At 70.5% G+C, this 23,911-nt stretch carries 19 protein-coding genes; 12 read left to right on the top strand and 7 right to left on the bottom strand.

From position 1 onward, the window contains the following. Positions 1-28: 28 nt before the first annotated feature. The 4 genes from ACFU95_RS36175 to ACFU95_RS36160 form a co-directional block, all read right to left on the bottom strand. Positions 29-2,662 carry an amino acid adenylation domain-containing protein gene (locus ACFU95_RS36175; RefSeq protein ID WP_383837003.1) on the bottom strand — a complete coding sequence of 878 codons (2,634 nt, stop codon included), beginning with the start codon at positions 2,660-2,662 and terminating at the stop codon, positions 29-31. Positions 2,663-2,765: 103 nt separating this feature from the next. Then, positions 2,766-3,590: an SDR family oxidoreductase gene (locus ACFU95_RS36170; RefSeq protein WP_383837001.1), complete on the bottom strand. Its 825-nt coding sequence runs from the start codon at positions 3,588-3,590 to the stop codon at positions 2,766-2,768. 41 nt (positions 3,591-3,631) lie between these two features. Continuing rightward, positions 3,632-4,342, bottom strand: a complete 711-nt coding sequence (locus ACFU95_RS36165; protein ID WP_383836998.1) for a thioesterase II family protein — start codon at positions 4,340-4,342, stop codon at positions 3,632-3,634. Continuing rightward, positions 4,339-5,478 (bottom strand): LLM class F420-dependent oxidoreductase, encoded by a 1,140-nt coding sequence (locus tag ACFU95_RS36160; RefSeq protein ID WP_383836996.1) that lies wholly within the window; start codon positions 5,476-5,478, stop codon positions 4,339-4,341. The genes ACFU95_RS36165 and ACFU95_RS36160 overlap by 4 nt, the downstream gene beginning before the upstream one ends. Before the next feature lie 122 nt (positions 5,479-5,600). Here ACFU95_RS36160 and ACFU95_RS36155 point away from each other — a divergent pair, with 122 nt between their 5' ends. From ACFU95_RS36155 to ACFU95_RS36145, 3 genes are read left to right on the top strand one after another with little or no spacing between them, the layout of a single operon-like run. Continuing rightward, positions 5,601-5,786: an MbtH family protein gene (locus ACFU95_RS36155; protein ID WP_383837090.1), complete on the top strand. Its 186-nt coding sequence runs from the start codon at positions 5,601-5,603 to the stop codon at positions 5,784-5,786. A 23-nt stretch (positions 5,787-5,809) separates the two neighbouring features. Beyond that, entirely contained in the window at positions 5,810-6,811 is a 1,002-nt protein-coding gene (locus ACFU95_RS36150) for a TauD/TfdA family dioxygenase (protein ID WP_383836993.1), read from the top strand. A gap of 60 nt (positions 6,812-6,871) precedes the next feature. Then, positions 6,872-8,122: a diaminobutyrate--2-oxoglutarate transaminase gene (locus tag ACFU95_RS36145; RefSeq protein ID WP_383836990.1), complete on the top strand. Its 1,251-nt coding sequence runs from the start codon at positions 6,872-6,874 to the stop codon at positions 8,120-8,122. Positions 8,123-8,216: 94 nt separating this feature from the next. Here the strand turns inward: ACFU95_RS36145 and ACFU95_RS36140 are convergent, their stop codons facing one another. Then, positions 8,217-8,423 (bottom strand): DUF2180 family protein, encoded by a 207-nt coding sequence (locus ACFU95_RS36140; protein ID WP_383836988.1) that lies wholly within the window; start codon positions 8,421-8,423, stop codon positions 8,217-8,219. Between the two features lie 295 nt (positions 8,424-8,718). On the opposite strand from ACFU95_RS36140, the gene ACFU95_RS36135 reads away from it, so the two are divergent. Then, positions 8,719-9,267: a GNAT family N-acetyltransferase gene (locus tag ACFU95_RS36135; protein WP_383836985.1), complete on the top strand. Its 549-nt coding sequence runs from the start codon at positions 8,719-8,721 to the stop codon at positions 9,265-9,267. 372 nt (positions 9,268-9,639) lie between these two features. On the opposite strand, the gene ACFU95_RS36130 is transcribed toward ACFU95_RS36135, so the two are convergent. After that, the gene (locus tag ACFU95_RS36130; protein WP_383837087.1) at positions 9,640-10,008 is read right to left on the bottom strand and encodes an antibiotic biosynthesis monooxygenase family protein; all 369 of its coding nucleotides are present in this window, start codon (positions 10,006-10,008) and stop codon (positions 9,640-9,642) included. A gap of 287 nt (positions 10,009-10,295) precedes the next feature. On the opposite strand from ACFU95_RS36130, the gene ACFU95_RS36125 reads away from it, so the two are divergent. After that, on the top strand, positions 10,296-12,236 hold the full coding sequence (locus tag ACFU95_RS36125) for a protein-arginine deiminase domain-containing protein (RefSeq protein ID WP_383837085.1): 1,941 nt from the start codon (positions 10,296-10,298) through the stop codon (positions 12,234-12,236). A gap of 196 nt (positions 12,237-12,432) precedes the next feature. After that, a complete protein-coding gene (locus ACFU95_RS36120) occupies positions 12,433-12,813 on the top strand; it encodes a nuclear transport factor 2 family protein (protein ID WP_383836982.1) in 381 nt (126 codons plus the stop codon). A 75-nt stretch (positions 12,814-12,888) separates the two neighbouring features. Here the strand turns inward: ACFU95_RS36120 and ACFU95_RS36115 are convergent, their stop codons facing one another. Next, a complete protein-coding gene (locus ACFU95_RS36115; protein WP_383836979.1) occupies positions 12,889-13,995 on the bottom strand; it encodes a LacI family DNA-binding transcriptional regulator in 1,107 nt (368 codons plus the stop codon). Between the two features lie 126 nt (positions 13,996-14,121). On the opposite strand from ACFU95_RS36115, the gene ACFU95_RS36110 reads away from it, so the two are divergent. From ACFU95_RS36110 to ACFU95_RS36085, 6 genes are all read left to right on the top strand, one after another. Further along, complete coding sequence (locus tag ACFU95_RS36110) at positions 14,122-16,362, top strand: glycoside hydrolase family 36 protein (protein ID WP_383836976.1); 2,241 nt, start codon at positions 14,122-14,124, stop codon at positions 16,360-16,362. 317 nt (positions 16,363-16,679) lie between these two features. After that, positions 16,680-18,005 carry an ABC transporter substrate-binding protein gene (locus ACFU95_RS36105; RefSeq protein ID WP_383836973.1) on the top strand — a complete coding sequence of 442 codons (1,326 nt, stop codon included), beginning with the start codon at positions 16,680-16,682 and terminating at the stop codon, positions 18,003-18,005. A gap of 39 nt (positions 18,006-18,044) precedes the next feature. Next, positions 18,045-18,998, top strand: coding sequence for a carbohydrate ABC transporter permease (locus ACFU95_RS36100; RefSeq protein WP_383836970.1), 954 nt, complete (start codon positions 18,045-18,047; stop codon positions 18,996-18,998). After that, positions 18,995-19,861, top strand: a complete 867-nt coding sequence (locus ACFU95_RS36095) for a carbohydrate ABC transporter permease (RefSeq protein WP_383836967.1) — start codon at positions 18,995-18,997, stop codon at positions 19,859-19,861. The genes ACFU95_RS36100 and ACFU95_RS36095 overlap by 4 nt, the downstream gene beginning before the upstream one ends. Before the next feature lie 10 nt (positions 19,862-19,871). After that, the gene (locus ACFU95_RS36090; RefSeq protein WP_383836963.1) at positions 19,872-22,799 is read left to right on the top strand and encodes a Tat pathway signal sequence domain protein; all 2,928 of its coding nucleotides are present in this window, start codon (positions 19,872-19,874) and stop codon (positions 22,797-22,799) included. Positions 22,800-22,931: 132 nt separating this feature from the next. Continuing rightward, positions 22,932-23,744 carry an alpha/beta fold hydrolase gene (locus tag ACFU95_RS36085; RefSeq protein WP_383836960.1) on the top strand — a complete coding sequence of 271 codons (813 nt, stop codon included), beginning with the start codon at positions 22,932-22,934 and terminating at the stop codon, positions 23,742-23,744. Positions 23,745-23,911: the final 167 nt, after the last annotated feature.

Below are 23,911 nucleotides of genomic sequence, written 5' to 3'. Positions count from 1 at the left end.
GGGCGGCGGTGGCAGGGGTCGGTGTGGCCTACACGCTCCCCGCGTCCGAGGAGGCGAGGCTCCGGGCCGTCGCGCGGATCGTCGGATGGCGGTACAGCTCCCGCAGCCGCAGTGACGGAAGGCCACGCGCGCGCAGGGCGGCGCCGATGCGGACGGCGAACAGGGAGTTGCCGCCCAGTTCGAAGAAGTCGTCGTCCAGGCCGACGGATGTGCCGAGCACCTCGCTCCAGATGGCCCGCAGCTGCTCGGTGAGATCGTCGTCGGCGGTGCCGGATCCGGGGGTCGGGGTCGGCGGCGCCGCGGGTGTCGCGGGGGCGGGAAGGCGGGCCGTGTCGAGTTTGCCGTTGGCCGTCAGTGGGAGGGTGTCCAGGGCGGTGACCGTGGTGGGGAGCATGTAGTCGGGCAGGATGCCCGCGGCCCGTTGGCGGACGGCGCCGGGGTCGCCGGCGGAGAGGACGACGTAGGCGTCGATCCTGGCGGTGGCGGCGTCGGCCGGGTCGTCGCGGCGGACCACGACGGCCGCCGTCCGCACGTCCGGGTCCTCCAGCAGCACCGAGCGGATCTCGTCCAGCTCGATCCGGAACCCGCGGATCTTGACCTGGCTGTCGATCCGGCCGAGGTGTTCGAGGCGGCCGTCCGGGCGGAGCCGTCCCAGGTCGCCGCTGCGGTACATGGTGCCGCCGGTGTGAGGGTCGGGAACGAAGCGCGTGGCGGTCAGTTCCTCCTGGCCGAGGTAGCCGAGCGCGACCCCGGCGCCGCCGACGCAGATCTCGCCCGCCACTCCGGGCGGCAGCAGCCGGCCGGCCGGGTCGGTCACGTACAGGTGCCAGCCGGGCAGCGCACGTCCGACCGAGCGGGTCGCCGCGAGCGCCGGCCCGCGGGTGAGGGTCTGCTCGGTGACGTGGACCGTCGTCTCGGTGATGCCGAACATGTTCACCAGCCGGCAGACCGACTCGGGGTGCCGGTCGAACCAGGGCAGCAGCATGGGCGCGTCGAGCGGTTCGCCGCCGAAGACGACCAGCCGGACGGCGACCTGCGTGTGGTCGACGTTCAGCAACTGGGCGAAGGCCGACGGGGTCTGGCTGAGCACGGTGACCTGCTCGGCCACCAGCAGGTCACGGAAGCGGTCGGGTTCCCGCGAGACGAAGTACGGCACGACGACGAGCCGTCCCCCGGTCAGCAGGCAGCCCCAGATCTCCCACACCGAGAAGTCGAAGGCGGCGGAGTGGAACCAGGTCCAGACGTCGTCGCCGCCGAAGCCGTACTCCTCGCGGGTCGCGTCGATCAGCGCGATCACGTTCCGGTGCGGCACCTCGACGCCCTTGGGACGGCCGGTGGAGCCGGACGTGTAGATGACGTAGGCGGGGCTGTCGGGTGTGGTGGCCGACGGTGGGGGCACGGTGCCGGTGAACTTCCCGGTGGCGTCCAGCAGTTCGTCCGGAGTCACCGGCGCGCAGCCCGCCACGTCCGGGAACTGTGACTGCCGGGTGACCACCACGCGCAGTCCCGCGTCCTGTGCCGTGTGCGCGATGCGGTCCGCCGGGTAGGCCGGGTCGACGGGTACGTAGGTCGCGCCGGCCTTCAGCACGGCGAGCAGGGTGACGACGAGTTCGGCGGTGCGCTCCAGGCAGACGCCCACCCGGTCGCCTGCCGTGACTCCGCGTTCCCGCAGGCCGTGCGCCAACCGAGCCGACCGCTCGTCGACCTCGCGGTAGGTGAGCCCGGCGGCGCCCTCGGTCACGGCGATGCGCTCCGGTGTCGCCGCCGCGATCCGCGCGAACGCCTCGGGCACGGTCACCGGGGTGGTGACCAGCGGGCGGGGCGGGCGGCCCAGTGCCGCCACGCTGTCGCGTTCGGCCTCGTCGAGCAGCTCGACGTCGTCGACCGCGGTCCGCGGCGAGGTGAGGATCATCCGGTGCACCCGCACCAGGTGCCGGGCGAACTGTGCGGCGATCTCGGTGGACACATGACCGCTGACGTGGTCGCAGCGCAGCCGCCAGCCGTCGGCGTCCTTGAAGACCGACAGGGTGAGCGGGAAGGGCGGTGCGAGGCAGGGCACGTACGCGCCGGGGAGTTCCGCCTTGCCGAAGAGCAGGCCGGCGAGTACGGGACCCTCCGCGGGGGAGGGCTTCAGCTCACCGAGCGTGGGGGCCTGCGGCACGGTGAAGGTGCCGTGGCCGGTGCCGATGACCGGGGTGGTGTCGGGATCGTGGCGGTGCAGGGTCACGGCGAGGGCGGCGAGCCAGCTCGCCTCGTCGCCTCCGTCGTCCAGGGCGAACAGGTGTGGGACGCCGGGGCGTTCGTCGCCCAGGCCCCAGGCGGGAGGGGGCGCGGTGGCCGGTGCCTCGGGGGCGGGGTGGCCGCTCGCCGGTGCGACGGACTCGCCGGCCGCCAGCCGTCCGAGGGCGGCGCGGTCCCACTGGTCGCGCGGGGCCACCAGGATCAGGTCGCAGGGGCCGTCGGCGTAACGCAGCAGGACCTTGCGCGGTCGGTCGGCCGGGCGGGCGAGTTCGATGGCGCGGCGGCGTTCGGCGAGGGGGTCCGACGCCGGTACGGGAACGTCCTCGATCCACAGGTCGGGAAGGGCCGTCGGGTACGGGGGGCGCTCCGGGCGGACGCGCACCGCGTGGCAGCGGGCCGCGGGGTGGAGGGGGCCTGACACGGTCGTACTCCTTGTTGTCCAGGGGAGTTGTACGGGGCGAAGGGCGAAGGGCGAAGGGCGAACGGCGAACGGTGAAGGGCGAGGGCGCGGGCGCTCCGTGACCTCAGCGGCTGCTGAATCCGCCGTCCACGGTCAGGACCGAGCCGGTGATCTGGCGGGAGTCGTCCGAGGCGAGGAAGACCACCGCCGCCGCGACGTCCTCCGGCTCGATCAGCGCGTTCATCGGCTGCGCCTCGACGAAGGTCTTCTCGTGTTCGTGCACCGGCACGTCCAGAGCCCGGGCGATCTCGGCGAGCATGCGGCCCTCGGCCTGCGCGTCGTCGCGCACCGACCCGGGACAGACCGCGTTCACGCGGACCTTCGTCGGCGCGTAGTCGAGCGCCGCCGCCTTCGTGAGCCCGACCACGGCGTGCTTGGCGGCGACGTACCCGGCGAAGTGCCGGTAGCCCACGAGCCCCGCGGTCGAGGCCACGTTGACGATGCTTCCGGCGCGCCTGGCGCTCATCGCCTTGCCGACCTCGCGGATCACCCGCCAGGCGCCGGAGAGGTCCACGTCGATCATCAGGGACCACTCGTCCTCGTCGATGTCGTGCACCGGCTTGCCCGAGGGCGCGGCGATGCCCGCGTTGTTCACGACGACGTCGATCCGGCCGTACCGGTCCTCGGCCCGGGTCACGGCCTCCCGTACGGCCCGCAGGTCCCGGATGTCGGTCTCGGTGGTGAGGACGGCCGCGCCCGCCTCCCGGCACAGCGCGGCCGTGTGCGCCAACTGCCCCGGTGTGCCCAGCGAGTAGGGCACACCGGGCAGCTCGGCACAGATGTCCAGCAGGGTGAGATCGGCGCCCTCGGCGGCACAGGCGAGGGCGATGGCCCTGCCGAGTCCGCGGGCGGCGCCGGTGACGAGGACCGACTTGCCGTCGAGTCGCATCGGGTACTCCTTGAAGCTCGGGGAAGCTGGAACGGGCGGGGCTACAGGACCGTCGAGACGATCAGCCGGACCAGCGCGGGCGCGGCGTCGGTGAGGTACATGTGGCCGCCGGGAACCTCGACGTGCTCGAAGTCCCGGGCGACGACCTTGCTCCAGGACTCGGCGTCGTCGTAGCCGACCAGGTCGTCGTCCTCGCCCCGTACGACCGTGAGCGGCGCGTCCAGCGGGAGGCCGGTGGAGGGCGTGTAGTTCTCGTGCATCTCGACGTCCGCGCGCAGGGCGGGCAGGATCATCTCGCGCATCTCCGGGTCGTCCAGCGCGGGATGGTGGTAGCCGGCGAACTCGCCGACCCGGGCGAGGAAGTCCTCGTCGGTCAGTCCGGTGGCCCGCCGCTCGCGTCCCCGGGCCGGTTCGGGGGACCCGCTGACGAACACGTGGACCAACTCGACGCCGGGCTCGGCGACCAGCCGGTGGGCGAGTTCGTAGGCGAGCACCGCACCGAGGCTGTGCCCGAAGAGGGCCACCCTGCCCCCGCCGTCACCGAGCAGTTCCCGCAGCTCGGCCAGGAGGCCGTCGACGGCCTGGTGCACGTCCCGGTACGGCTCCTCGTCGATCAGCCGTTCGCGGCCCGGCAGTTGCAGGGGCACGATCTCCAGCGTGTCCCCGGCCAGGGTCGTCCAGGGACGGTAGAGGGAGGCGCCCGCCCCGGCGTACGGCAGGCAGATCAGCTTGGTCGTGTCATGCGTGGTCATGGCTTCGGGTCTCTCCTGGTGTGGTGGGTGCTTCGTGGGCGGGAACCTTCGGGGCGCGGGTCGGGCGCGAGCAGCCCGGCGAGTTCCGCCGCCTCGACGGCGATGCGCAGCGCACCGGCGGCGCGGTCCGGTCCGGGCAGACCGGGGCCGACCGGCATGACGTTGAGCGTGGTGGCACCGGCCTCGGCGAACGCCGTCATCCGCTCCGCGATGCGCTCCCGCGGCCCGAGCAGCGAGGTCGCGTCGAGGAATTCGAGCGGTACGGCGGCCATGGCGCCCGGGTAGTCACCGGCCAGGAACCGCTCCTGGACGGCACGGGCCTCGGGGCCGAAGCCCATGCGTTCGGCCAGCTGGGTGTAGTGGTTGTCCGCCCGCCCGCCCATGCCGCCGAGGTACAGCGCGGCGTACCCCCGCACCCGGCGTGCGCAGGCCCGCCAGTCGGCGCCGGTCACCAGGGGTACGCCGGGGGCGATGTCGAACCCGTCGAGGGTGCGCCCCGACTTGGCGAGGCCCGCCTTGAGCGGCGCCAACTGCTGGGCGGCGTGGGCGGGGGAGAAGAACACCGGGAGCCAGCCGTCGGCGATCTCCCCGGCCAGCTCCAGGTTCCTCGGGCCGAGCGCGGCGAGGTACACCGGGATCCGCTCGCGCGGTGGCCGGATGGTCAGCGCGAGTGCCTTGCCGGGGCCGTCCGGCAGCGGCAGCGTGAAGTGGCGGCCCCCGTACTCCAGGGGCTCGCGGCGCAGCGCGCGGCGCACCAGGTCGACGTATTCGCGGGTACGGCCCAGCGGTGAGCCGAATCTGACGCCGTGCCAGCCCTCCGAGACCTGGGGGCCGGACACACCGAGGCCGAGCCTGAGCCGACCGCCGGACAAGGTGTCGAGGGTGGCGGCGGTCATCGCCGTCATGGCGGGCGAGCGGGCCGGGATCTGCAGGACCGCGCTGCCGACGTCGATGCGGGAGGTGCGGGCGGCGATCCAGGACAGCAGGGTGACGGCGTCGGATCCGTAGGCCTCAGAGACCCACACCGCCGAGTAGCCGAGGTCCTCGGCCAGGGAGGCGAGCGGGAGGTTGGAGGCGTCGTTGCCGCCGACCCAGTAGCCGAGGTTGAGGCCGAGGCGCAGGGTGGGGACGGTCATGGGGGCTCCTGTGCGGGGTGGGCGCGGGGATCGGCCCGGCCCGGTGGTGGCGCGATCGCGGTCGCGGTCAGCGGCTCGTGCGGGTGCGGTAGCGCCAGGTCGACAGCGTGACGAAGACGGTGATGAGCAGCACCGAGCAGGCGGCCAACGACGAGGGCCAGCACTCGCTGTGGCCCGACTTCACCGCCGTACCCGCCGGCTGGACCACTGTCTTCGGCCCGGACAACCGCACCGCCTGCCTGGAGTACGTCGAGCGCGAGTGGACCGACCTGCGCCCCAAGAGCCTCGTGCAGGCCATGGGCGAGTGACACGGACGAAAGGGAACACGCACGTGAGCAGCGTCGAGATGACGCAGGCGCCGTACGCCCCGGCGAGCGCCGACGGCACGGTGCGGTGCGACGCCCGCACCCTGGCCCGGCTGGGCCATGTGGCGGCTGAAGTGCTGGACCAGGCGGGCGACCGGGTCGACGACCCGGCATGGGTGGCGCACGCCCGGCACGCCTGGGAGGACGTACCCGCCGAACTGCGGCGCACCGTAAGGGAGTTCCGCAGGCATTCCGGCCCGGACGGCGCCCTCGTCCTCAGGAGGCTCCCCATCGGTGCCGCCCACCTGCCGCCGACCCCCATGGTGCGGGGCTCGGTCCAGCACAGCCCGTCGCTGCCGGCGGCAGCACTGCTGCTGTTCGCGGCCGGGCTCGGCGACCCGGCCGCGTTCGCGGCGGAGAAGTCCGGCGCCCTGGTCCAGGACGTGGTGCCGGTGCCGGGCCAGGAGGCGGTCCAGGGCAACGTCGGCTCGGTCGAACTCACCTTCCACACCGAGAACGCCTTCCACCCCCACCGGCCCGACTACGTGATGCTGCTGTGCCTGCGCCCCGACCACGAGGGTGTCGCGGAACTGCGCACCAGCTGTGCACGCCGCGTCCTGCCCCTGCTCACTCCCCGCACCCGCGAGGCGCTCGGCAGGCCCGAATACCTCACCGAGGCACCACCGTCCTTCGGCCTGACCGGCGAGGGCACCGCACACGCCGTGCTCACAGGTGACCCGGGCGACCCCGACTGGTGCTTCGACGAGGCGGCCACCAAGGCGGTGACTCCCGAGGGCCGGGCCGCCCTCGCCGAACTGGCCGAGGTGGCGCACCGCACGTACACGGGGGTGCTGCTGCGCCCCGGCGACCTCGCCGTCGTCGACAACCGCGTCACCCTGCACGGCCGTTCGGCGTTCACCCCGCGCTACGACGGCCGTGACCGCTGGCTCCAGCGGACGTTCGCGTTCAGCGACCTTCGCCGCTCCCGGGACCACCGCCCCGATGACGGAACGGTGCTGGTCAAGTGACGCCTCAAGCGACGTCGGCCCCCGACGCGTTACGAGAACCGATGAAAGGTACGTGCTGACATGACCGAGACCGACCGGACGCCCCTGGCGGTGTTCGAACGTCACGAGTCGAACGTACGCAGCTACTGCCGCGACTTCCCGGTGGTCTTCGAACGAGCCGCCGGACACCACCTGTGGGACGCCTCCGGGCGCCGCTATGTCGACCTGCTGTGCGGGGCCGGCTCGCTCAACTACGGCCACAACCCGCCCGCGATCGTCGAAAAGGTGACGGCCTATCTCGCGGCCGGGGGCCCGGTGCAGTCCCTGGACCTGCACACGGCGGCCAAGGCCGACTTCCTGGAGCGCTTCGCGAGCCTGGTCCTGGAACCGCGCGGGCTCGGCGACCACGTGATGCAGTTCCCCGGACCGGCCGGAACCCTGGCGGTCGAGGCCGCCCTGAAGCTGGCCCGCAAGGTCACCGGACGCACCGAGGTGATCGCCTTCACCGGAGGCTTCCACGGCGCGTCACTCGGAGCCCTCGCCGCCACGACCTCCCCGCTGCTGCGTGGAGCGGCTGGCGTCCCGCTGACCGACGTCACGATCCTCCCGTACGGCGACGCCCCCGACGCGGCCGCCGCCCTGGAGCGCGCCGAGGCCGGCCCCCCGCCCGCGGCGATCCTGCTGGAGACGGTCCAGGGCGAGGGCGGACTCCACACAGCGCCCCGCCTCTGGCTGGCCCGGATCCGTGAACTCGCCGACGCCACCGGCGCGTTGGTGATCGTCGACGACATCCAGGCGGGCTGCGGACGCACCGGCACCTTCCTCAGTTTCGAGGACGCCCCCGAACTCCGCCCCGACCTTGTCTGCCTGTCGAAGTCCCTCAGCGGCATGGGGCTGCCCATGGCGGCCCTGCTGATCCGGCCCGAGATCGACCAGTGGGCGCCCGGCGAGCACAACGGCACCTTCCGTGGCCACAACCTCGCCTTCGTGGCGGGCTCCGCAGCACTCGACCACTGGACCGACCCGCACTTCACCCACCACACGGCCGAACTGGCCACCGCCATCCGCACCAGCCTCGTGAGCATCACCGACTCCCTCCCAGCGGGTGCCGCCGAAGTCGTCGGCAAGGGAGCGATGAGCGGACTCAGGTTCCCCGACCCCGAAGCAGCCGAGCGGGTACGACGGGCCTTGTTCCGCGCCGGCGTCATCGCCGAGACCTCAGGACTGGGACACGTACTGAAGCTCCTGCCCCCCTTGACGATCTCACTCGCCGACTGGAAGGAAGTGGCGGACCTCATGGGCGACACCGTCCAGGCGCTTGCCACGGCCTAGCCGGCCGGCGCCCCGGGGAGCCGGCCGTACGGCGGCCGTCCCCGGGGGCGGGTGGTGCGTTCAGGCCCAGGCGCTCACACCGTGCCGCCGGCCCCTACCTGGATTCCTCAGCCTCGCGGCATACGGGGCACGTCAGGCTGCGGGCCGCTCGGTCATGAGTCACCTTGCCCGGACTCGCGGTCTCACGGAGAAGCTTGCTCTCGGAACGCACGTGATCAGTGCACACAGCTGCTCCGCACACTCGGCAGACGGCGATCGCGGCCACCGTTCGACCCTGCTGGGCACATTCGTAGCAGTTCATGGCCGGACCTTCCTTCGGACGATGTCATCGCATGCTCTGGCCGTCCGCCGGCGGCCGGAGTACAGAGCCGTGCCCAGCGGCCAGGCGGCAGCGCCGGAGCCTGTCGCATCGTTCGATCAACTCCGTAGGAGCGAGGGGTGCGCCCTGATCATGGATTCCTCCCTGCGGTCTGGCCCGAGTGGACCACGCCCCTCACCTATACGGTCGCAGCCGTCGGATCCCGCCGCATCCTGAGTCCTCGTATGCCGGGCCATTCTCGGGTTCCTGAGCGGGGGTGTGCGGTAGGTTGCCCGCCATGACTGATCTCGGACCCGTCGCCTGGCCACCTGCCCCGATAAGGACCGAACGGCTCGTGCTCCGTGAGTCCGAGGCCCGGGACCGCGCGGCGTTCATCGACTTGTTCGCCTCGCCAGAGGTGGGCACCTATGTCGGCGGCGCTCGACCGCGTGATGAGCTCGAGCGTGCGGTGCCTGAGGTGCCCGGGCGGCGCCCCGGCTTCTTCGTGATCGATCTCGACGGGGCGATGATCGGCATGGTCACGCTCGACCGGCGCGACGCAGGACGTCAGGGGCGCGTCCGTCCCGATGGCGGGGAGACCGAGCTCGGCTACATGTTCCTGCCGCAGTCCTGGGGATTCGGGTACGCCGCCGAGGCGTGCACGGCGGCACTCGACTGGTTCTCCGACGCGCTTCCCGGCGAGCCGGTGGTGCTCTGCACCCAGACTGCCAACGACCGCGCGATGCGCCTCGCGGCGAAGCTGGGGTTCACTGAGGCGGAGCGGTTCGAGGAGTTCGGCGCCGAGCAGTGGTTCGGCGTGAGGTTGGCGGTCACGCCGTCTGGTTGAGGTCCGCCACCTGCGTGGACCCCACCGCCATCGACGCAGCCCCAGGCCGATGACCTGGGGCTTCGTCGGGGTAGGGGACTGTGCCCTTTACCGGTCGAGGACCTCCCCCCACGCGTGGCCGATGATGCCGGCGATGCCTCCCAGAACAGCCATCACGAACAGCAGGACCTCGCGTCGGCTCCCGCCCGATGCACGGTGGTTGGCGCTGCGCTGGGCAACGAACCCCTGTCGACCATGGCGGGACTCTGGCGCGCTGGACGGGCAGGTGCCGAGGATCGTCCCGAGCCTGCGGAGCGTCCCGGCCCGGCCAGCTGAGCAGGCGGCCTGGGGCAAACCCACATGAGCTTCACGGAACCGCGCACTGAGCCAGACTCAGGGAGCCTCATCAGCGCCGTTCAAGAACCCGTGACTGCGCTCCACCTTCGCCACATGCAGCGTGTAGCTCTGGTACCACTCGGCTCGTCCGCGCTCTTGCGCCGCGCGGTGCTCGACGTTGGTCCGCCACGCGGTGAGGGCATCGGCGTCACGGAAGTAGCTGACGGTGATGCCCAGTCCGCCAGGAGTCTGGGCGTGGTCCATCCCCAGGAACCCGGCAACGCCCTGCACCAAATCCTCCATGCGTGCGTTGGTCTCGCTGAAGTCGTTCTGGTTCTCGGTTCGCACCGCGGTGAAAACAGCCACGTAATAGGGGGGTTCATGGGCCTCGACGGACGTGACAGGCACTTCGGAGTGACGGCTCATGGCGTCAATGCAGGGCAGGGTGCTCCAGCGATCCGGCGTCATTCCTGAACGCGAGAGGTCGGCCACGGAGCGGCCATCCGCGGCGTGCGCTCCAACCCTGTACAGCCTGATCCGGCCCCCCGATCGGCGGGGCCCCGTCATACCTCGGTATGACGTTCTGTCAGCACAGTGAACGCACAGCCGCTTCTTTGTCTCTTGCACGGTGCACACCCCCCTGAACTGAGGAGGAACGCACTGTGCGTTCACACCGCCACATACGAACGAACCCTGTCGGCCCCGTGGCCCTCGTGCTCGCCGCGGTCGGAACGGTCCTGGCCGTGCCGCCCGCACCTGCCTCGGCCGCGGGACCTGCCGCACGGGCCGACCTCCGTGCCGACGTGAACCGCGACGGGCGGGTCGACGTCACCGGACGCACCGACACCACGGGTGAGGACACCTGGTCCGTGGGCCGCGGAGCGGTCTACCTGCCCAACATCGACGATGACACCAAGCGCTGCCCAGTCACCGGACCCGGCGGCAGACCACTGTCCGACGCCAAACTGGCCGCCTGCAACGACGCCTCCGACACCCGCGTCAACGGCTCCGCCGACGCCGCCGACCTCGCCCGTGTCCGCTCGGTTCCGATGAGCGGCCTGCCGTCGGGCGCCAAGGGCAGCGTCAAGGTCACCACCGGCGCCAAGCACACCCGCGTCTACCTCAAGCGTGCGGGCAACTGGGTCATGGTCACGCCGCAGACCAGACTGTCGGCGGCAGAGTTGCGTTCCGGCGTGGAGTTCGGGGTCGAGGCCACCGACGTCATCCGGGACACGCGCAAGTGGGACGGCAAGACGGCCATCCGTCTGACCGTGACGGCGGGCGGCCAGAGCACATCCGACTCGATCACCCTGCGCGTCGCCCCCCTCCTCACCCACCATCATCTCCAGAAGGCCCAGCAGATGATGGTCACCAAGCTGAACAGTGACGCGGACTGGAGCGGGCTTCAGGGCAAGTTCGTCACCGATCTGAAGAAGGAGGCGGAGAAGGCCGGCATCACCCGGCCCCTGGTGACGTTCGACAAGTACCAGGACCCCTGGGCGCAGGACTTCGTCGAGCCGGCCTACGTCAGCATGACCGGAACGAACGGGCGTCGGCACGTGATGCGGGTGATGCTGCGTTCCGCGCAACCGGACCGTGAGGCCGGCCGGGAGCTGTTCGAGAAGGTGCGGGGACGGGACATCGGAGTCGTGCAGGCCTTCGACGCGTCGGCACCTGCGGACTGGTCTCTCAACTCCATGGGGAACCTGGAGACCATCCCGCCGTACGCTCAGGGCGGCCGCGCGTTCCCGGCCGGACGGATCATCATGGGGTGGCGCAAGGACAGCGGCAAGCGGCCCTCGGCGACCATGCGTACGCTGCTGAAGTCCCAGGGGCTCCAGGATCCGTTGCTCCTGGACACCTCCTGGCTGGAAGTCGGGCACGTCGACGAGTTCGTGCAGTTCCTGCCCGCCGACACTCCGCGTGGCTGGCGGATCGGCGTGGCCGACCCTGGAGCGGGCCTGGACCTGCTGCGCGACGCTCAGCGCGCGGGCCATGGAAGCACCAGGATGTTCTCCGTTCCGGGCCTCGGGGGCTCCCCGCCGCTTGAGGAGACCATCGACCAGGCCCTCGCCTCTCGACACCTGGTGGCCGACAACACGATGGCGGCCCAGCGGATCGCGGCCAATCTGGACACTCTCAAGCGTGAGACCGGCGTGACCGACGACGAGATCGTGCGCGTGCCTGCCCTCTACACGCGCGGCTCGATGGCCCGTACAGCGGGTGGGGAGGAAGTCCCCGTGCCGCGACTGACACGCATGGGGGGTGGCGCAGGGGGTGGCACGCCCCTGCTGGACGGGCTGAAGGAGCGCGGTCAGCAGCGGTGGCTGGCCGGGGACGGAACCGACTCCGGCTCCGCCGCGGCCGCCCGGGCGACCGTCGCGACCAGCGCGTACGTGCCCGGCGCGGTCAACGGCATCCTCCTCAGCCGCGACCGCTACCTCGCTCCCCGCCAATGGGGTCCTGTGATCGGCGGCAAGGACATCTTCACGCAAGCCGTCACAGCGGCCTATGTGCGAGCGGGCATGAAGGTGTCGTACATCGACGACTGGTACACGTACCACCTCGGCATGGGCGAGGTGCACTGCGGCACCAACACCCTGCGTGATGCCTCCGCCGCCTGGTGGCGAGCGGCAGGACCGACGACGCCGTAGCACTCGGCGCCTCGCACACGGCGTCCCTCCGGAACCCCTGGCCTACCGCGTCGGGCTCACGCCTGCCCGGGCCCGCCAGGAGTTCCGGAACACGTCGTCGTACGGCCAACCCTGCCCGGCCCGTCCCCGTCGGCGCCGACCACCTGCTCGACGTACTCACCGCGCCGCACCCGGCGCTCGACCCTACGGTGGCACCATGACCGACCTCGACAAGAACAAGGCCGCGGCCAAAGCGTTCTACGACTTGATGTTCAACCAGTGCCGCCCGGCGGAGGCCATCGACCGGTTCGCCGGTGACACCTACATCCAGCACAACCCGCACGTCGCCGACGGCAAGCAGGCGTTCATCGACTACTTCGAACGCATGGCCGTCGAGTATCCCGGCAAGCGCGTCGAATTCAAGCGCGCCTTCGCGGAAGGCGACCACGTCATCCTGCACTGCCACCAGATCTGGCCCGACGAGGAGTACGCGGGCATCGACATCTTCCGCTTCGACACGGGCGGCAAGATCGTCGAACACTGGGACGTCCTCCAGGTCATCCCGCCCACCTCCGCGAACGACAACACCATGTTCTGAGCGACGCCCCAGGCTGGGTGCCCGGCCCGGGCAGGAACCCGAGAACGCGCACCGCGGCCCGGCACCACAGCCTGTTCATCTGGGGGGCCGGACGGACTCCCGGATCACCAACTGCGTGCTGAGCACCACGTGGTCGTCGGTCCCGACGCTCTCCTCCCGGTCGAGAGCCAGGCGTACGGCGGTCCGCCCGAGCTCCTCGTAGGGGACGCGGACCGTGGTGAGGGCCGGTGTCAGGTCCGTGGCGTAGGGGACGTCGTCGAAGCCGACCACGGAAACGTCATGGGGCACCCGCAGTCCCGCCTCGCGCAGGGCGGCCAGCGCGCCCACGGCGATCGCGTCGGTGCCGGCGTGGACGGCGGTGAAGTCCAGGCCGGCGCCCAGGGCGTCCCGCACCCGCCGGTAGCCCGAGGTGCGGGTGTACGAGCCCGGAAGGTCCAACTCCGCCTCATCCGCCGTCGCATGGGCGCGCAGAGCGGCCGCGTGGCCGTCGCGGCGCTCGTCGGCGCTGCTCAGCCCGGGCTCGCCGCCGAGGAAGAGGATGCGCCTGTGTCCGGCTGCGAGCAGGTGCGAGGTGGCCTGGAAGGCGCCGCCCCGGTTGTCGTACTCGACCACGGTCGCGGGGCTCCCGGCGGGCAGGGGAGGGCGCCCGACCAGCACCAGCCGGGATCCGGCGGCGTCGAGAGCCTTGGCGTACTCGGCCATACGACGGTGGTAGGCGTCGTCGGGCACCACACCGCCGACGAGGACGACCGCGGCGGCATGCTGCTCCCGCATGAGCTGCACCAGGTCGTTCTCCCGGGCGGCGTCGCCGTGTGTGGAGCAGACCAGGCTCAACCGGCCGCGGCTGGTGGCCTCCTGCTCCACGCCGGCGGCGACGTGGGCCAGGGAGGGACCGGTGATGTCCTTGATGACGAGGGCGACGGGACCGGCGACCCTTCCGGAGAGAGCCTTCGCGTGGACGTTCACCACGTAGTGCAGTGACTCCACGGCCGCCATGACGCGGGCCCTCGTCTCCGCCGACACCGGGTAGTTTCCGGCCAGGGCACGGGAAACGGTTGCTACGGAAACGCCCGCCTTGGCCGCGACATCGCGGATCGTGCTCGGGCCCTCCGACCCAGCTGTCTTCCTCCTGGCTTTGCCGCGCCCAGAGGGTTTGCGGGCACTTCCACCGTTGTCCGTCACAAGCCCGACGTTACTGCATACGGCACTGCTTGCGGCCTGGTGGAGGAACCAACTAGCGTGGTCGTGCAGTAAGCGTTTTCTATTCCGTTTTCTATTCCTCACTTACACAGACTTAGGGGCTCCGCCATGTCCGCCACGTACCTGCGCTGGGGTCACGACGACCTGTGTCTGCTCCTCTCCTGGGAGCCCGAGGGCCCGGTCACGGTGCTGGCCGCGGGTGAGGCGCCCTCGCTGCCCGACCCGGTGCGCGAGCCGGAACGGTGTGCCCAACTGGCCCGGCGGGCCCTGCCCCTGGTCGAGATCCAGACCACGGACAGCGGACGGCTGGGCACATCCGGCAAGCGTCACGTGGACGGCGCCGCGGCCCGGTGCCTGCGCTACTCGGGCCATGAGGAGAGCGAGAGCGGCGATGTTCGCGTGCTGAGTGTGCACATGACCGACGAGACCTCCGGTCTGGCGGTCACCGCTGTCTACACGCTGCGCGCCGGCATACCCGTCCTGCATGCCGAGGCTCTGGTGGAGAACACGGCGGACACGGGCGACACGGCGGATACCGCCGGCCCCGCCGACCCGGCAGACGCCGGCGGGCGTCCGGTCTTCCTGGAGTACGTCTCCTCTTTCGCCCTGTCCAACCTGGCGCGGCACCTCCCGGTCGGCGAACGCTGGGAGGACGGCCTGTCACTGTGGCTGGCCGCCAACCCCTGGAGCGGCGAGTTCCGCTGGTCCCGGGCCACCCTGGCGGAGCGCGGCCTGTACGACGTCGGCATGGTCGCCTACGGCCAGACCGGCTCGAAGAACCGGATCGCCGTGACCAGTACCGGTTCCTGGTCCTCCTCCGAGTACCTGCCGATGGGCTGCCTTGAGCAGCCGTCCACCGGCCGTGCGCTGCTGTGGCAGATCGAGCACAACGGTTCCTGGCACGCCGAACTCGGCGACCGGTTCGACGACGTGTACCTCGTGCTGTCCGGCCCCACCGACCGGGAACACCAGTGGCGCCGTGCGCTCATGCCCGGCGACAGCTTCCGTACCGTCCCGGCCGCCGTCGCCCTGGTCGCCGAGGGCGGCTTCGAGGCCGCCCTCGCGGCGATGACCGCACACCGCCGCGCGACCCGACGACCGCACCCCGACCTGGAGCAACTCCCTGTCGTCTTCAACGACTTCATGAACAGCCTGATGGGCGAGCCGAGCACCAAGGCCCTGCTGCCCCTGATCGACGCTGCGGCGGCAGCCGGCGCCGAGGTCTTCTGCGTCGACGCGGGCTGGTTCGACCCTGAGCCGCCCGGCACGGTGGGCCCGGGCGGGGTGCCGGGCTGGTGGGACGCGGTGGGGGAGTGGCGTGAGGCGGCGTCCCGGTTCCCGGGAGGGCTGGGCGAGGTGATCGAGCGGATCCGTGGCGCGGGCATGGTGCCGGGGCTGTGGCTGGAACCCGAAGTCGTCGGTGTACGCAGTCCGATCGCCGCCGAGCTGCCCGACGAGGCGTTCTTCCGCCGTGACGGCGTCCGTGTGACGGAGTGGGGCCGCCACCAGCTCGACCTGAGGCACCCGGCGGCCCGCGCGTACCTGGACGCCGTCGTGGACCGGATGGTCGACGACTACGGCGTGGGCTGTCTGAAGCTCGACTACAACATCGACATCGGCGCCGGCACCGACGGCCCGGACGGCACCGCCGGGCTCGGCGACGGTCTGCTGGGTCACAACCGCGCCTACCTCGCCTGGCTCGACGGCGTCCTCGACCGGCACCCCGCCCTGGTCCTGGAGAGCTGCGCGGCGGGCGGCAGCCGCACCGACCACGCGATCCTCTCCCGACTGCCCATCCACTCCGTCACCGACCAGCAGGACTTCCGGCTGCTGCCCGCCATCGCCGCCGCCGCGCCCGCCGCCGTCACCCCGGAACAGGGCGCGATCTGGGCCTACCCCCTGCCCGAGCACACCGAGGCCGACCTCGGCACGGTGATGGTCTCGGCGCTGCTCGGCCGGGTGCATCTCAGCGGCCGCCCCGATCTGCTGACCGACGCACAACTCGCCGTCGTACGAGAGGCGTTGGACACGTACAAGACCTACCGCCACCTCCTGCCGACCACCCGAGCGCACTGGCCGCTCGGCCTGCCCGGCTGGCGCGACGGTTGGATCGCCCTCGCCCTGACGACACCGGACGACGCCGCCACCCTGCTCGCCCTGTGGCGTCGCGAAGGTGCTGCGGCGACCGTGACGGTGCCGCTGCCGTGGGTTCCCGAAGGCGCGCAGCCTCACGGGCTGTTCGCATCCGGGCCCGGCACCACGCTCGCCTGGGACGAGCGCGCGCGTGCGCTGACGGTGGGACTCGCGGCTCCATCGGCCGTCCTGGTCGCCTTCGGCGGGAAGGCGTAGTAACCGTATTCTGAATCAGTGCTGATGGCGAGCGGCAGTCACAGCGTCCCACGGTGCCGTCTGGCCTGGGTGCGCGCTCGAAGCTGAAGGGGTTCGGCTGCCCAACTGCCCAGTTCAGCAGCAGTTTCGGTGCAACCTGCGCGCAAATCTGGCGAAACAATTGACCACCTTCCTCTTGTCGGGTGGCCGCCTGTGGTCTTACGGTCCACGGGAAACGGTTTCTACAGCCAAATCTTTCCCCCTTTCTCTTGCCCTGCCTCCAGTCGCCCGCGGGCTCCCCCTGTCGCAGGCACTGTCCGCCCTTCTCCGGAGGACCGATGAGCAGCACCCGTACGAGAGCCTTGGCCGGCGCGGCCGCCGCCCTGTCCCTGTCCCTCGTCCTGAGCGCCTGCGGCGGCGGTGGCGACACCGACTCGGCAGCGAAGACCACCAAGGGCAAGGTCCAGCTGGAGTTCTGGAGCTGGACCGACGGCATCCAGCAGCAGGTCGACGTCTGGAACAAGGAGCACCCCGAGACTCGGGTGAAGTTCGTCAACGCGGCCGGCGACACCGTGTACCAGAAGCTGCGCGCGGCGGTGACCTCCGGCAACGCGCCTTGTCTGTCGAAGATGGACGGGATGAACCTGGCGAACTTCGCCGCCGACGGGTTGCTCACCGACATCACCGAGATCGCCGCGCCGTACAAGTCCCGCTATACGACGCCCGCCTGGAACGCGGTAAGCCCCGGCGGCGCCACCTACGGCATCCCCACCGGTTCCTCACCACTGTTCACCGCCTACCGGGCGGACCTCTTCCAGAAGTACGGCATCAAGGAGCCGAAGACCTGGGACGACGTGATCGCCGCGGGCAAGGCGGTGCGGAAGAAGGACAAGGACGTCAAGATCTACAACATGGCCGGCGAGGACCCGAGCACCCTCGTCGACCTGTCCTGGGAGTCGGGCGCGCGGTGGTACGACATCGCCGGTGACCACTGGGAGATCGGCTTCACCTCGCCCGAGGCGCTCAGGGCGGGCGAGGTCGTGCAGCAGCTGGTCGACGACGACCTCGCCTCCAACGCCTCCTACGCCGACCCGGGCGTCTTCAAGACATGGGACCTCGGCAAGACGATCATGATGACGACGTCGACCTGGCAGCTACCGATCTACGACACCAACTTCCCCAGGTCCAAGGGCAGGTGGCAGCTCGCGGACGCACCGCTCTTCGACCCGGCCGAGCCGCGGACCTCCAGCAACTTCGACGTGACCGCCGTACTCAAGGGCTGCGCGTACCCCGACCGGGCCGCCCAGTTCGCTTCCTGGCTGTCCAGCAGCAAGGAATCCCTGACCGCGCTCACCGACCCCGCCTCCAAGTCGGGCCTGTTCCCGGCGGTCAAGGACGTCTCCCCGTACGTCGACAAGATCATCCCGACGGAGATGTTCAACGGGAAGTCCGACAGCGCGCAGGTGATCACCACCGCCGCTTCCCGGGTCGGTGACCAGTGGCAGTACGGGCCGAACTACGCGGCCATGTACTCCGAGATGCAGAAGCAGTGGGGCAAGGTCATGAAGAAGGAACTCACCGTGCAGGAGATGCTGACCCATCTTCAGGGCTGGGTGCTCGCCGACCTGAAGGACAAGGGCGTCAAGGCCGTCGCGGCCGGCTGATCCACCTGATCTGCTGATCCACCTGATCTGGAGACTGCCTTGTCCACCCTCACGCGACCGGCGAAGGTCGCCACCGAATCCCCGGTCCGGCGGACCTCCCCCCGCCGGACCGGAAGACGGGGAGCCTACAAGGGCCTGCTGTTCATGCTGCCCTTCCTGATCGGCTTCCTCCTCACCTACGTCGTCCCGATCGGCTACGCCTTCAGCCAGAGCCTGCACGAGAAGAAGAGCAGCGGCATCGGCTTCGGCCCGACGAAGATCGTCTACGCGGGCTTCGCCAACTTCTCGGCGATCCTGTCGGACGGCACCTTCTGGACCGGCATGCTGCGCACGCTCCTCTTCGGGGCCGCGCAGATCACCGTGATGCTGGGCATCTCCCTGCTGCTTGCCCTGCTGCTCGACGGCGTCGCGGCCCGCGCGGTCCGCTTCTTCCGGGCGGGCCTGCTCATCCCGTACGTCATCCCGGGCGTGGTCTCCACCCTGATCTGGCTGTTCCTCTACAGCCCGACCGCCAGCCCGATCGTCGACATCGCGGACAAGGCCGGCACGAGCGTCACCTTCTTCGGCGGCCTGAACACCTATCTCTCCCTGGGCAACCTGCTCACCTGGCAGGGCATCGGCTTCAACATGATCCTCATCTCCGCCTCGCTCCAGGCGCTGCCGCGCGAACTGTACGAGGCCGCCCGGCTCGACGGGGCGAAGGAGTGGCGGATCGCCTGGTCGATCAAGGTGCCCAACATCACCGGCATCCTCGTGCTGACCGGCATGTTCTCCCTGATCGGCCGACTCCAGCTGTTCACCGAGCCGCTGTTCCTGCGGTATGTGGCGCCGGAGTCCATCAGCACGGACTTCACGCCGATGCTGGAGATCTTCGACCGGGCCTTCAAGACCGGCGACTACCAGTACGCGGCCGCGGAGTCGCTGGTCCTCGCCGTCGTCACCGGTGTTCTCGCCTTCGTCTTCTACCGCGTCACGAACAGGAAGATGTCATGAGCAGCGTCGCCCACGGGGGCGGTGTGCGCCCCACCCGCCGCGCGGTGGCGCTCACCACCGGCCTCCTGATCGTCTTCCTCGTCTACTCCCTCGCCCCCACCTGGTTCCTGCTGGTCGCCTCCACCAAGAACCAGACGGACCTGTACTCCACGTTCGGCCTGTGGTTCTCCTCCAACCATCTCGCCGACAACTTCACCGCGATCTGGGACTACCACGACGGGGTCTTCGGCCGCTGGCTCCTCAACTCCGTCGTCTACTCCACCGTCGGCGCCGCGGGGTCGACCCTGGTCTCGCTCGCTGCCGGCTACGGGCTGGCGAAGTACTCGTTCAAGGGCCGGGGCACCCTGTTCGGACTGATCGTCGGCGCCTCGCTGTTGCCGAGCACCCTGCTGGCGTTCCCGCTCTACCTCGTCTTCGCGGAGATCGGGCTCACCAACACCGTCTGGGCGGTGCTGATCCCGTACTTCATCAACCCCTTCGGTGTCTACCTCGGCAAGGTCTACGCCGACACCTCGGTGCCCGTCGAGCTGCTGGAGGCGGCCCGTATCGACGGTGCCGGCGAGACACGGATCTTCCTCGCGGTCGCGCTCCGGCTGATGCGCACCGGCGGCATCACCATCTTCATGCTCGACTTCGTCAACATCTGGAACAACTTCTTCCTCCCCCTGTTCATGCTCAATGGCGAGCGCTCCTTCCCCGTCACCCTGGGCCTCTTCTCCTGGGTGCAACAGGCGCAGACCTCCCGCGACATGAACACCCTCGTACTCACCGGGTCGCTGCTGTCGATCATTCCGCTCGCGGTCTTCATGTTCGCGCTCCAGAAGTACTGGCGCAGCGGAATCCTCATGGGCAGCCTCAAGTAAAGGAACAACCGTGCCCAACGCACCCAGAAGACGTGACGTGCTCAAGTACGCCGGAGCGACCGGTGCCGCGGCCGCCGCGATCGGCCTGCCGACGGCCGCACCCGCGGCCGCCGCCGAGTCGGACACCTCGCGTGCACGCGGCTGCGCCCCGCTGGACGTCGTGGTCTTCGGCGACGCGGACTCCGAGGCCGCGCACCATCTCAACGCCACCCTCTCCGACACGGTCACCGGTGGCCTCGGCCAGCCCGCCCGCGTCCTCAACCCGACCGCTCCCGCGTCGTACTGGGGCGGCACCCTGAAATTCGACGTCGCCGTCCGCCCGAGCGGCACCACCTACGTCACGGTCCGGCTGTGGGGCGACGACCACGACGACACCTCCGAGGAGGCCGCGGCCGGCACCGACATGTGGCGGCTCCAGCTCTTCTGCGAGGGCAAGCAGGTGGGCTACCAGGACCAGGGCGCCGTGGACAGCCTCGACATCCTCGACACCGCCCCGCGCACCCCGGGCCGCTTCTTCTTCCACACCCTGCCGCTGCCGGAGAAGATGACCGCCGGCCGGAAGAAGGTGACCCTGGAGATCCGGGCGATGGGCCGCATCTGGGCCTACGGCCAGAACGCCACGCAGCTCTACCGCACCATGACCACGCCCTCGCGCGGCATCTACCGCCTCTACACCCACACCGACCCCTACTTCGTGCCGCCCAAGGGCGAGGTCCAGGGGACCGCGCCCACGCCGACCGCGCGCACCGGCGGCGAGGAGGTCATCGACGCCATCAAGGCGCGGGTGCAGAAGGACCAGAGGAACCTCCTCACCACCGGCAACCCGGCCACCCTGGACGGCTGGGCCATGCAGTCGCTGGCCGAGGGCTATCTGTGGCAGGGCAGCCCGGCCCACGGCAGGCCGGAGGCGATCGACCGTGTGCTCCAGGCGATCGACGGCCGGTACATGGCGTGGAAGGCCGACTCCACCGTCATGACCGGCTCCGACCAGCAGTGGCAGGGCTTCGGCCGGGTCGGCCTGGTGCTGGCCCTGCTGTGGGAGCACCTCGGCGCCCGCCTCGACGAGCGGGTCACCGGTTCTCCGTACGCCATCGCCAACCCCGGCTTCGAGTCCGGTGCCGCCACGCCCACCGCGTGGCAGATGCCAGGCTGGGCCACCGCGGGCGGCGGTACCTGGACCCGAGACAGCACCGTCTCGCACTCCGGCACCGCCTCGCTCAAACTCCAGGTCACCACGGCCAACGGCTACAGCTACGTCAGCCCCGCGTCGAAGACTCGTATAGCCCAAGGCACCTACACATACGGAGCCTGGATCAAGACGGACGGCGTCACCGGCCTCGGAGCCCACATCGACCCGCTGTTCTACGACGCGAGCGGCAAGATCGTCGGAAGCGACCACAAGGTGTACGCGGCCAAGGGCACCCACGACTGGGAGTACGTCGAGTTCGTCTTCGACACCCCGGCCGGCGCCACCCAGGTCGACATGCACCTGCGCCTGTCCGGCCCCGGCAGGGCCTGGTTCGACGACGTCACCCTCGTCGCCCCCGCCGACACGACCACCCCCGTGCCGCCGGTGCGCAAGGCCGCCTACGTCGACATGCTCAGGTCCAGCCGCGACTACTGGCGACAGCACTTCCCGCACTACAGCAACCAGGCCCAGATCTGCGCCATCGGCCTCTACCAGACCAACCGCGGCCTGAAGCTCCTCGCCCCGGACCTGGCCCAGTCCGAGGACAGGGCCCGCGACTACCTGTACCAGTCGATCGGGATGGTCCCCTACCTCGGTCCGGAGGACGCGAACGGCAAGCCGACCAAACCGCTCGGTGACGGCTACCACCAGGTGACCAAGGCGGGTCTGACCCGTGAACTCGGGTATGTCGGCAGCTACGGGGAGGTCATCGACTGGCTGGTCATGATGTACGAGTCGGTCACGCGCGGGTACCAGGGACAGGAAGCGCCCGAACTGCGCGACCACATGGTCATGATGACCAAGGCGCGCGGGAGGTTCCGGGTCGTCGACGTCGACAAGGACCACCACCGGATCTCCCGTATCGAGACCGTCATCGGCTGGCGCAACGAGGTGTTCCCCGGTGAGACCGCGTACGCCTCCCGCACCGCCTGGGACTCCAACCCCGTGATGTCGGCGGCCGTGTTCAAGGACCCCGACATCGTCGGCTGGACACAGGAGATGGTCGCCGACGGCCAGCTCTACCCGCAGTTGAACCTCCAGGCCACTCACACCTGGACCAGGGTCGGCCTGAACGCCCTGCGGTTCCTCTCCCGTGACTGGCCGGAGTTCCAGTCCCTGGCCTCCCGACCGGCCCGGATCCCGACCGACTGGGACCAGCCCGACTTCGTCCTCACCGACGAGGAGAACGGCTGCGTGGCAGTGAAGAACGGCAGGGAACTCCTCTTCGCCTCGCTCTACTTCCGCTCCCGCCAGGGCGTGAACAACTACGCCCGCATCCACCACGTCACCCCCGTCGACCAGCGCTCCGCCACCATCCGCGAGCGCAGCGCGGGCACCACCGACAAGACCTTCACGGCCCGCGACTGGGTCCTGTGGGACTACGCCATCAACGACCCCGGCGCCGCCCACATCCCGCCCGGCGGCTTCCCGCCACCCGGCGACGCCCTCCACCAGGCACTCGCCGGCGACGTCTACCACCTGGCCCCCGTCCCCGACGACATCCCGGACCCCACCCTCGGCGTCCACTTCGACGGCGTGGAGACCATGCTCGTAGGCCGCGCACCCTTCTATCTCTGCGAATACGGCGACTACCTCATCGCCATGAACACCAGCACCGACAAGACCTTCACCCTCCCCGCCCGCCAGGACTTCGGCCCCGCCCGGGACCTCGCCACGGGCAGGAAGTTCGGTGCCGGCCACCGGCCGAAGCTCGGCCCGCTCAGCACGCTCGTGCTGTACCGGGGCTGAACCCACTCCCGGGCCGGTGCGGTGCGAGAGAACCGCACCGGCCCACGTCGCTACCTCGACCTTCTCGTGCGGTCCGTGAGGTACGCCGCCTATCCAGCTATCCAGCTATCCAGCTATCCGGGAGGGCCACACGTGATCGACCTAGGCCGCATCCGCCTGTTCTTCACGAGCTTGGGGCCTTCCGACGCTACGGGCCTGCTGCTGGTCCATGGCTGGGGTGGCGACGGCCGGGAATGGTCGGTCCACGCGGAAACGCTGGCCGACCGGTTCCGCGTGATCGTCCCCGACCTGCGCGGTCACGGCCGCTCCGAAGCGCCGGAACAGGGCAACTCGCCGCTGGAGATGGCGGACGATCTGGCCGTGCTGGTCGAGGCCCTGGACTGCGACCCGGTCGTCGCCGTCGGCCACTCCATGGGCGGGCAGGTGGTCAACCTGCTCGCCGTACGGCATCCGGGACTGGTCCGGTCGGTCGTCGCCCTCGACCCCGCCCACGGGGCGCACGGTGCCGAGGTGGACGGCATTCCGAGGAGGCTGTCCGAGTACCGGGAGCAGGGGGCTCGGGCGGCCGCCGCCTTCGTGGCCGGGGCCTTCTCCGCGCACGCCCCGACCGGCCTGGGCACCGCTCACATACGCACCATGCTCGGCACCCCGGACCACGTCATTGCCCAGGCATACGCCGGCATGTACACCGACCCGGACGCCGTCGGTGTCCGCCCGCACAGCGAGGCGTACCTGCGCAGGCGTACGCAGCCAGCCCTGACGGTGTGGACGTCGGCCGAGGCCGCCGAGTGGGAGCGAGGCACCCTTCACGTACCCGGCTCGCGTGTGGACCACTGGCCCGGGGTCGGCCACTACCTGCACGAGGAACGCCCCGAGCGGACCGTGCGGCTCATCCAGGACTGGGCGGATGGGGCCACTGCCGGGGCTTCCCTGCGACTGCCCTGAAGCAGGCGCCGAGGGTGACCGCGCGGTCACCCCGCAGCTGTCGGACCTGATCGCCCCCGGCTGCGGGGGAGGCCGCCTCGATGGCCCGACCGGTCGTGGCGCGGCCCGGTCACGCGAACGGACAGGCTCGCGATCGACAACCAGGACGCTCGAAGCGGGCTTGTGTC

This window comes from Streptomyces sp. NPDC057623 (assembly GCF_042800355.1).
GTDB lineage: Bacteria > Actinomycetota > Actinomycetes > Streptomycetales > Streptomycetaceae > Streptomyces.
The sequence above is the reverse complement of the archived record's forward strand: the minus strand, read 5'-3'. Positions and strand labels throughout refer to the sequence as shown.

Excerpts from the sequence above, each read along its gene's own strand:
- ACFU95_RS36145 (WP_383836990.1), top strand. The coding sequence starts at position 6,872 with ATGACCGAGACCGACCGGACGCCCCTGGCGGTGTTCGAACGTCACGAG.
- ACFU95_RS36160 (WP_383836996.1), bottom strand. The coding sequence starts at position 5,478 with ATGACCGTCCCCACCCTGCGCCTCGGCCTCAACCTCGGCTACTGGGTC.
- ACFU95_RS36140 (WP_383836988.1), bottom strand. The coding sequence starts at position 8,423 with ATGAACTGCTACGAATGTGCCCAGCAGGGTCGAACGGTGGCCGCGATC.
- ACFU95_RS36170 (WP_383837001.1), bottom strand. The coding sequence starts at position 3,590 with ATGCGACTCGACGGCAAGTCGGTCCTCGTCACCGGCGCCGCCCGCGGA.
- ACFU95_RS36105 (WP_383836973.1), top strand. The coding sequence starts at position 16,680 with ATGAGCAGCACCCGTACGAGAGCCTTGGCCGGCGCGGCCGCCGCCCTG.
- ACFU95_RS36120 (WP_383836982.1), top strand. The coding sequence starts at position 12,433 with ATGACCGACCTCGACAAGAACAAGGCCGCGGCCAAAGCGTTCTACGAC.
- ACFU95_RS36110 (WP_383836976.1), top strand. The coding sequence starts at position 14,122 with ATGTCCGCCACGTACCTGCGCTGGGGTCACGACGACCTGTGTCTGCTC.
- ACFU95_RS36155 (WP_383837090.1), top strand. The coding sequence starts at position 5,601 with ATGAGCAGCACCGAGCAGGCGGCCAACGACGAGGGCCAGCACTCGCTG.
- ACFU95_RS36165 (WP_383836998.1), bottom strand. The coding sequence starts at position 4,342 with ATGACCACGCATGACACGACCAAGCTGATCTGCCTGCCGTACGCCGGG.
- ACFU95_RS36135 (WP_383836985.1), top strand. The coding sequence starts at position 8,719 with ATGACTGATCTCGGACCCGTCGCCTGGCCACCTGCCCCGATAAGGACC.
- ACFU95_RS36095 (WP_383836967.1), top strand. The coding sequence starts at position 18,995 with ATGAGCAGCGTCGCCCACGGGGGCGGTGTGCGCCCCACCCGCCGCGCG.
- ACFU95_RS36130 (WP_383837087.1), bottom strand. The coding sequence starts at position 10,008 with ATGAGCCGTCACTCCGAAGTGCCTGTCACGTCCGTCGAGGCCCATGAA.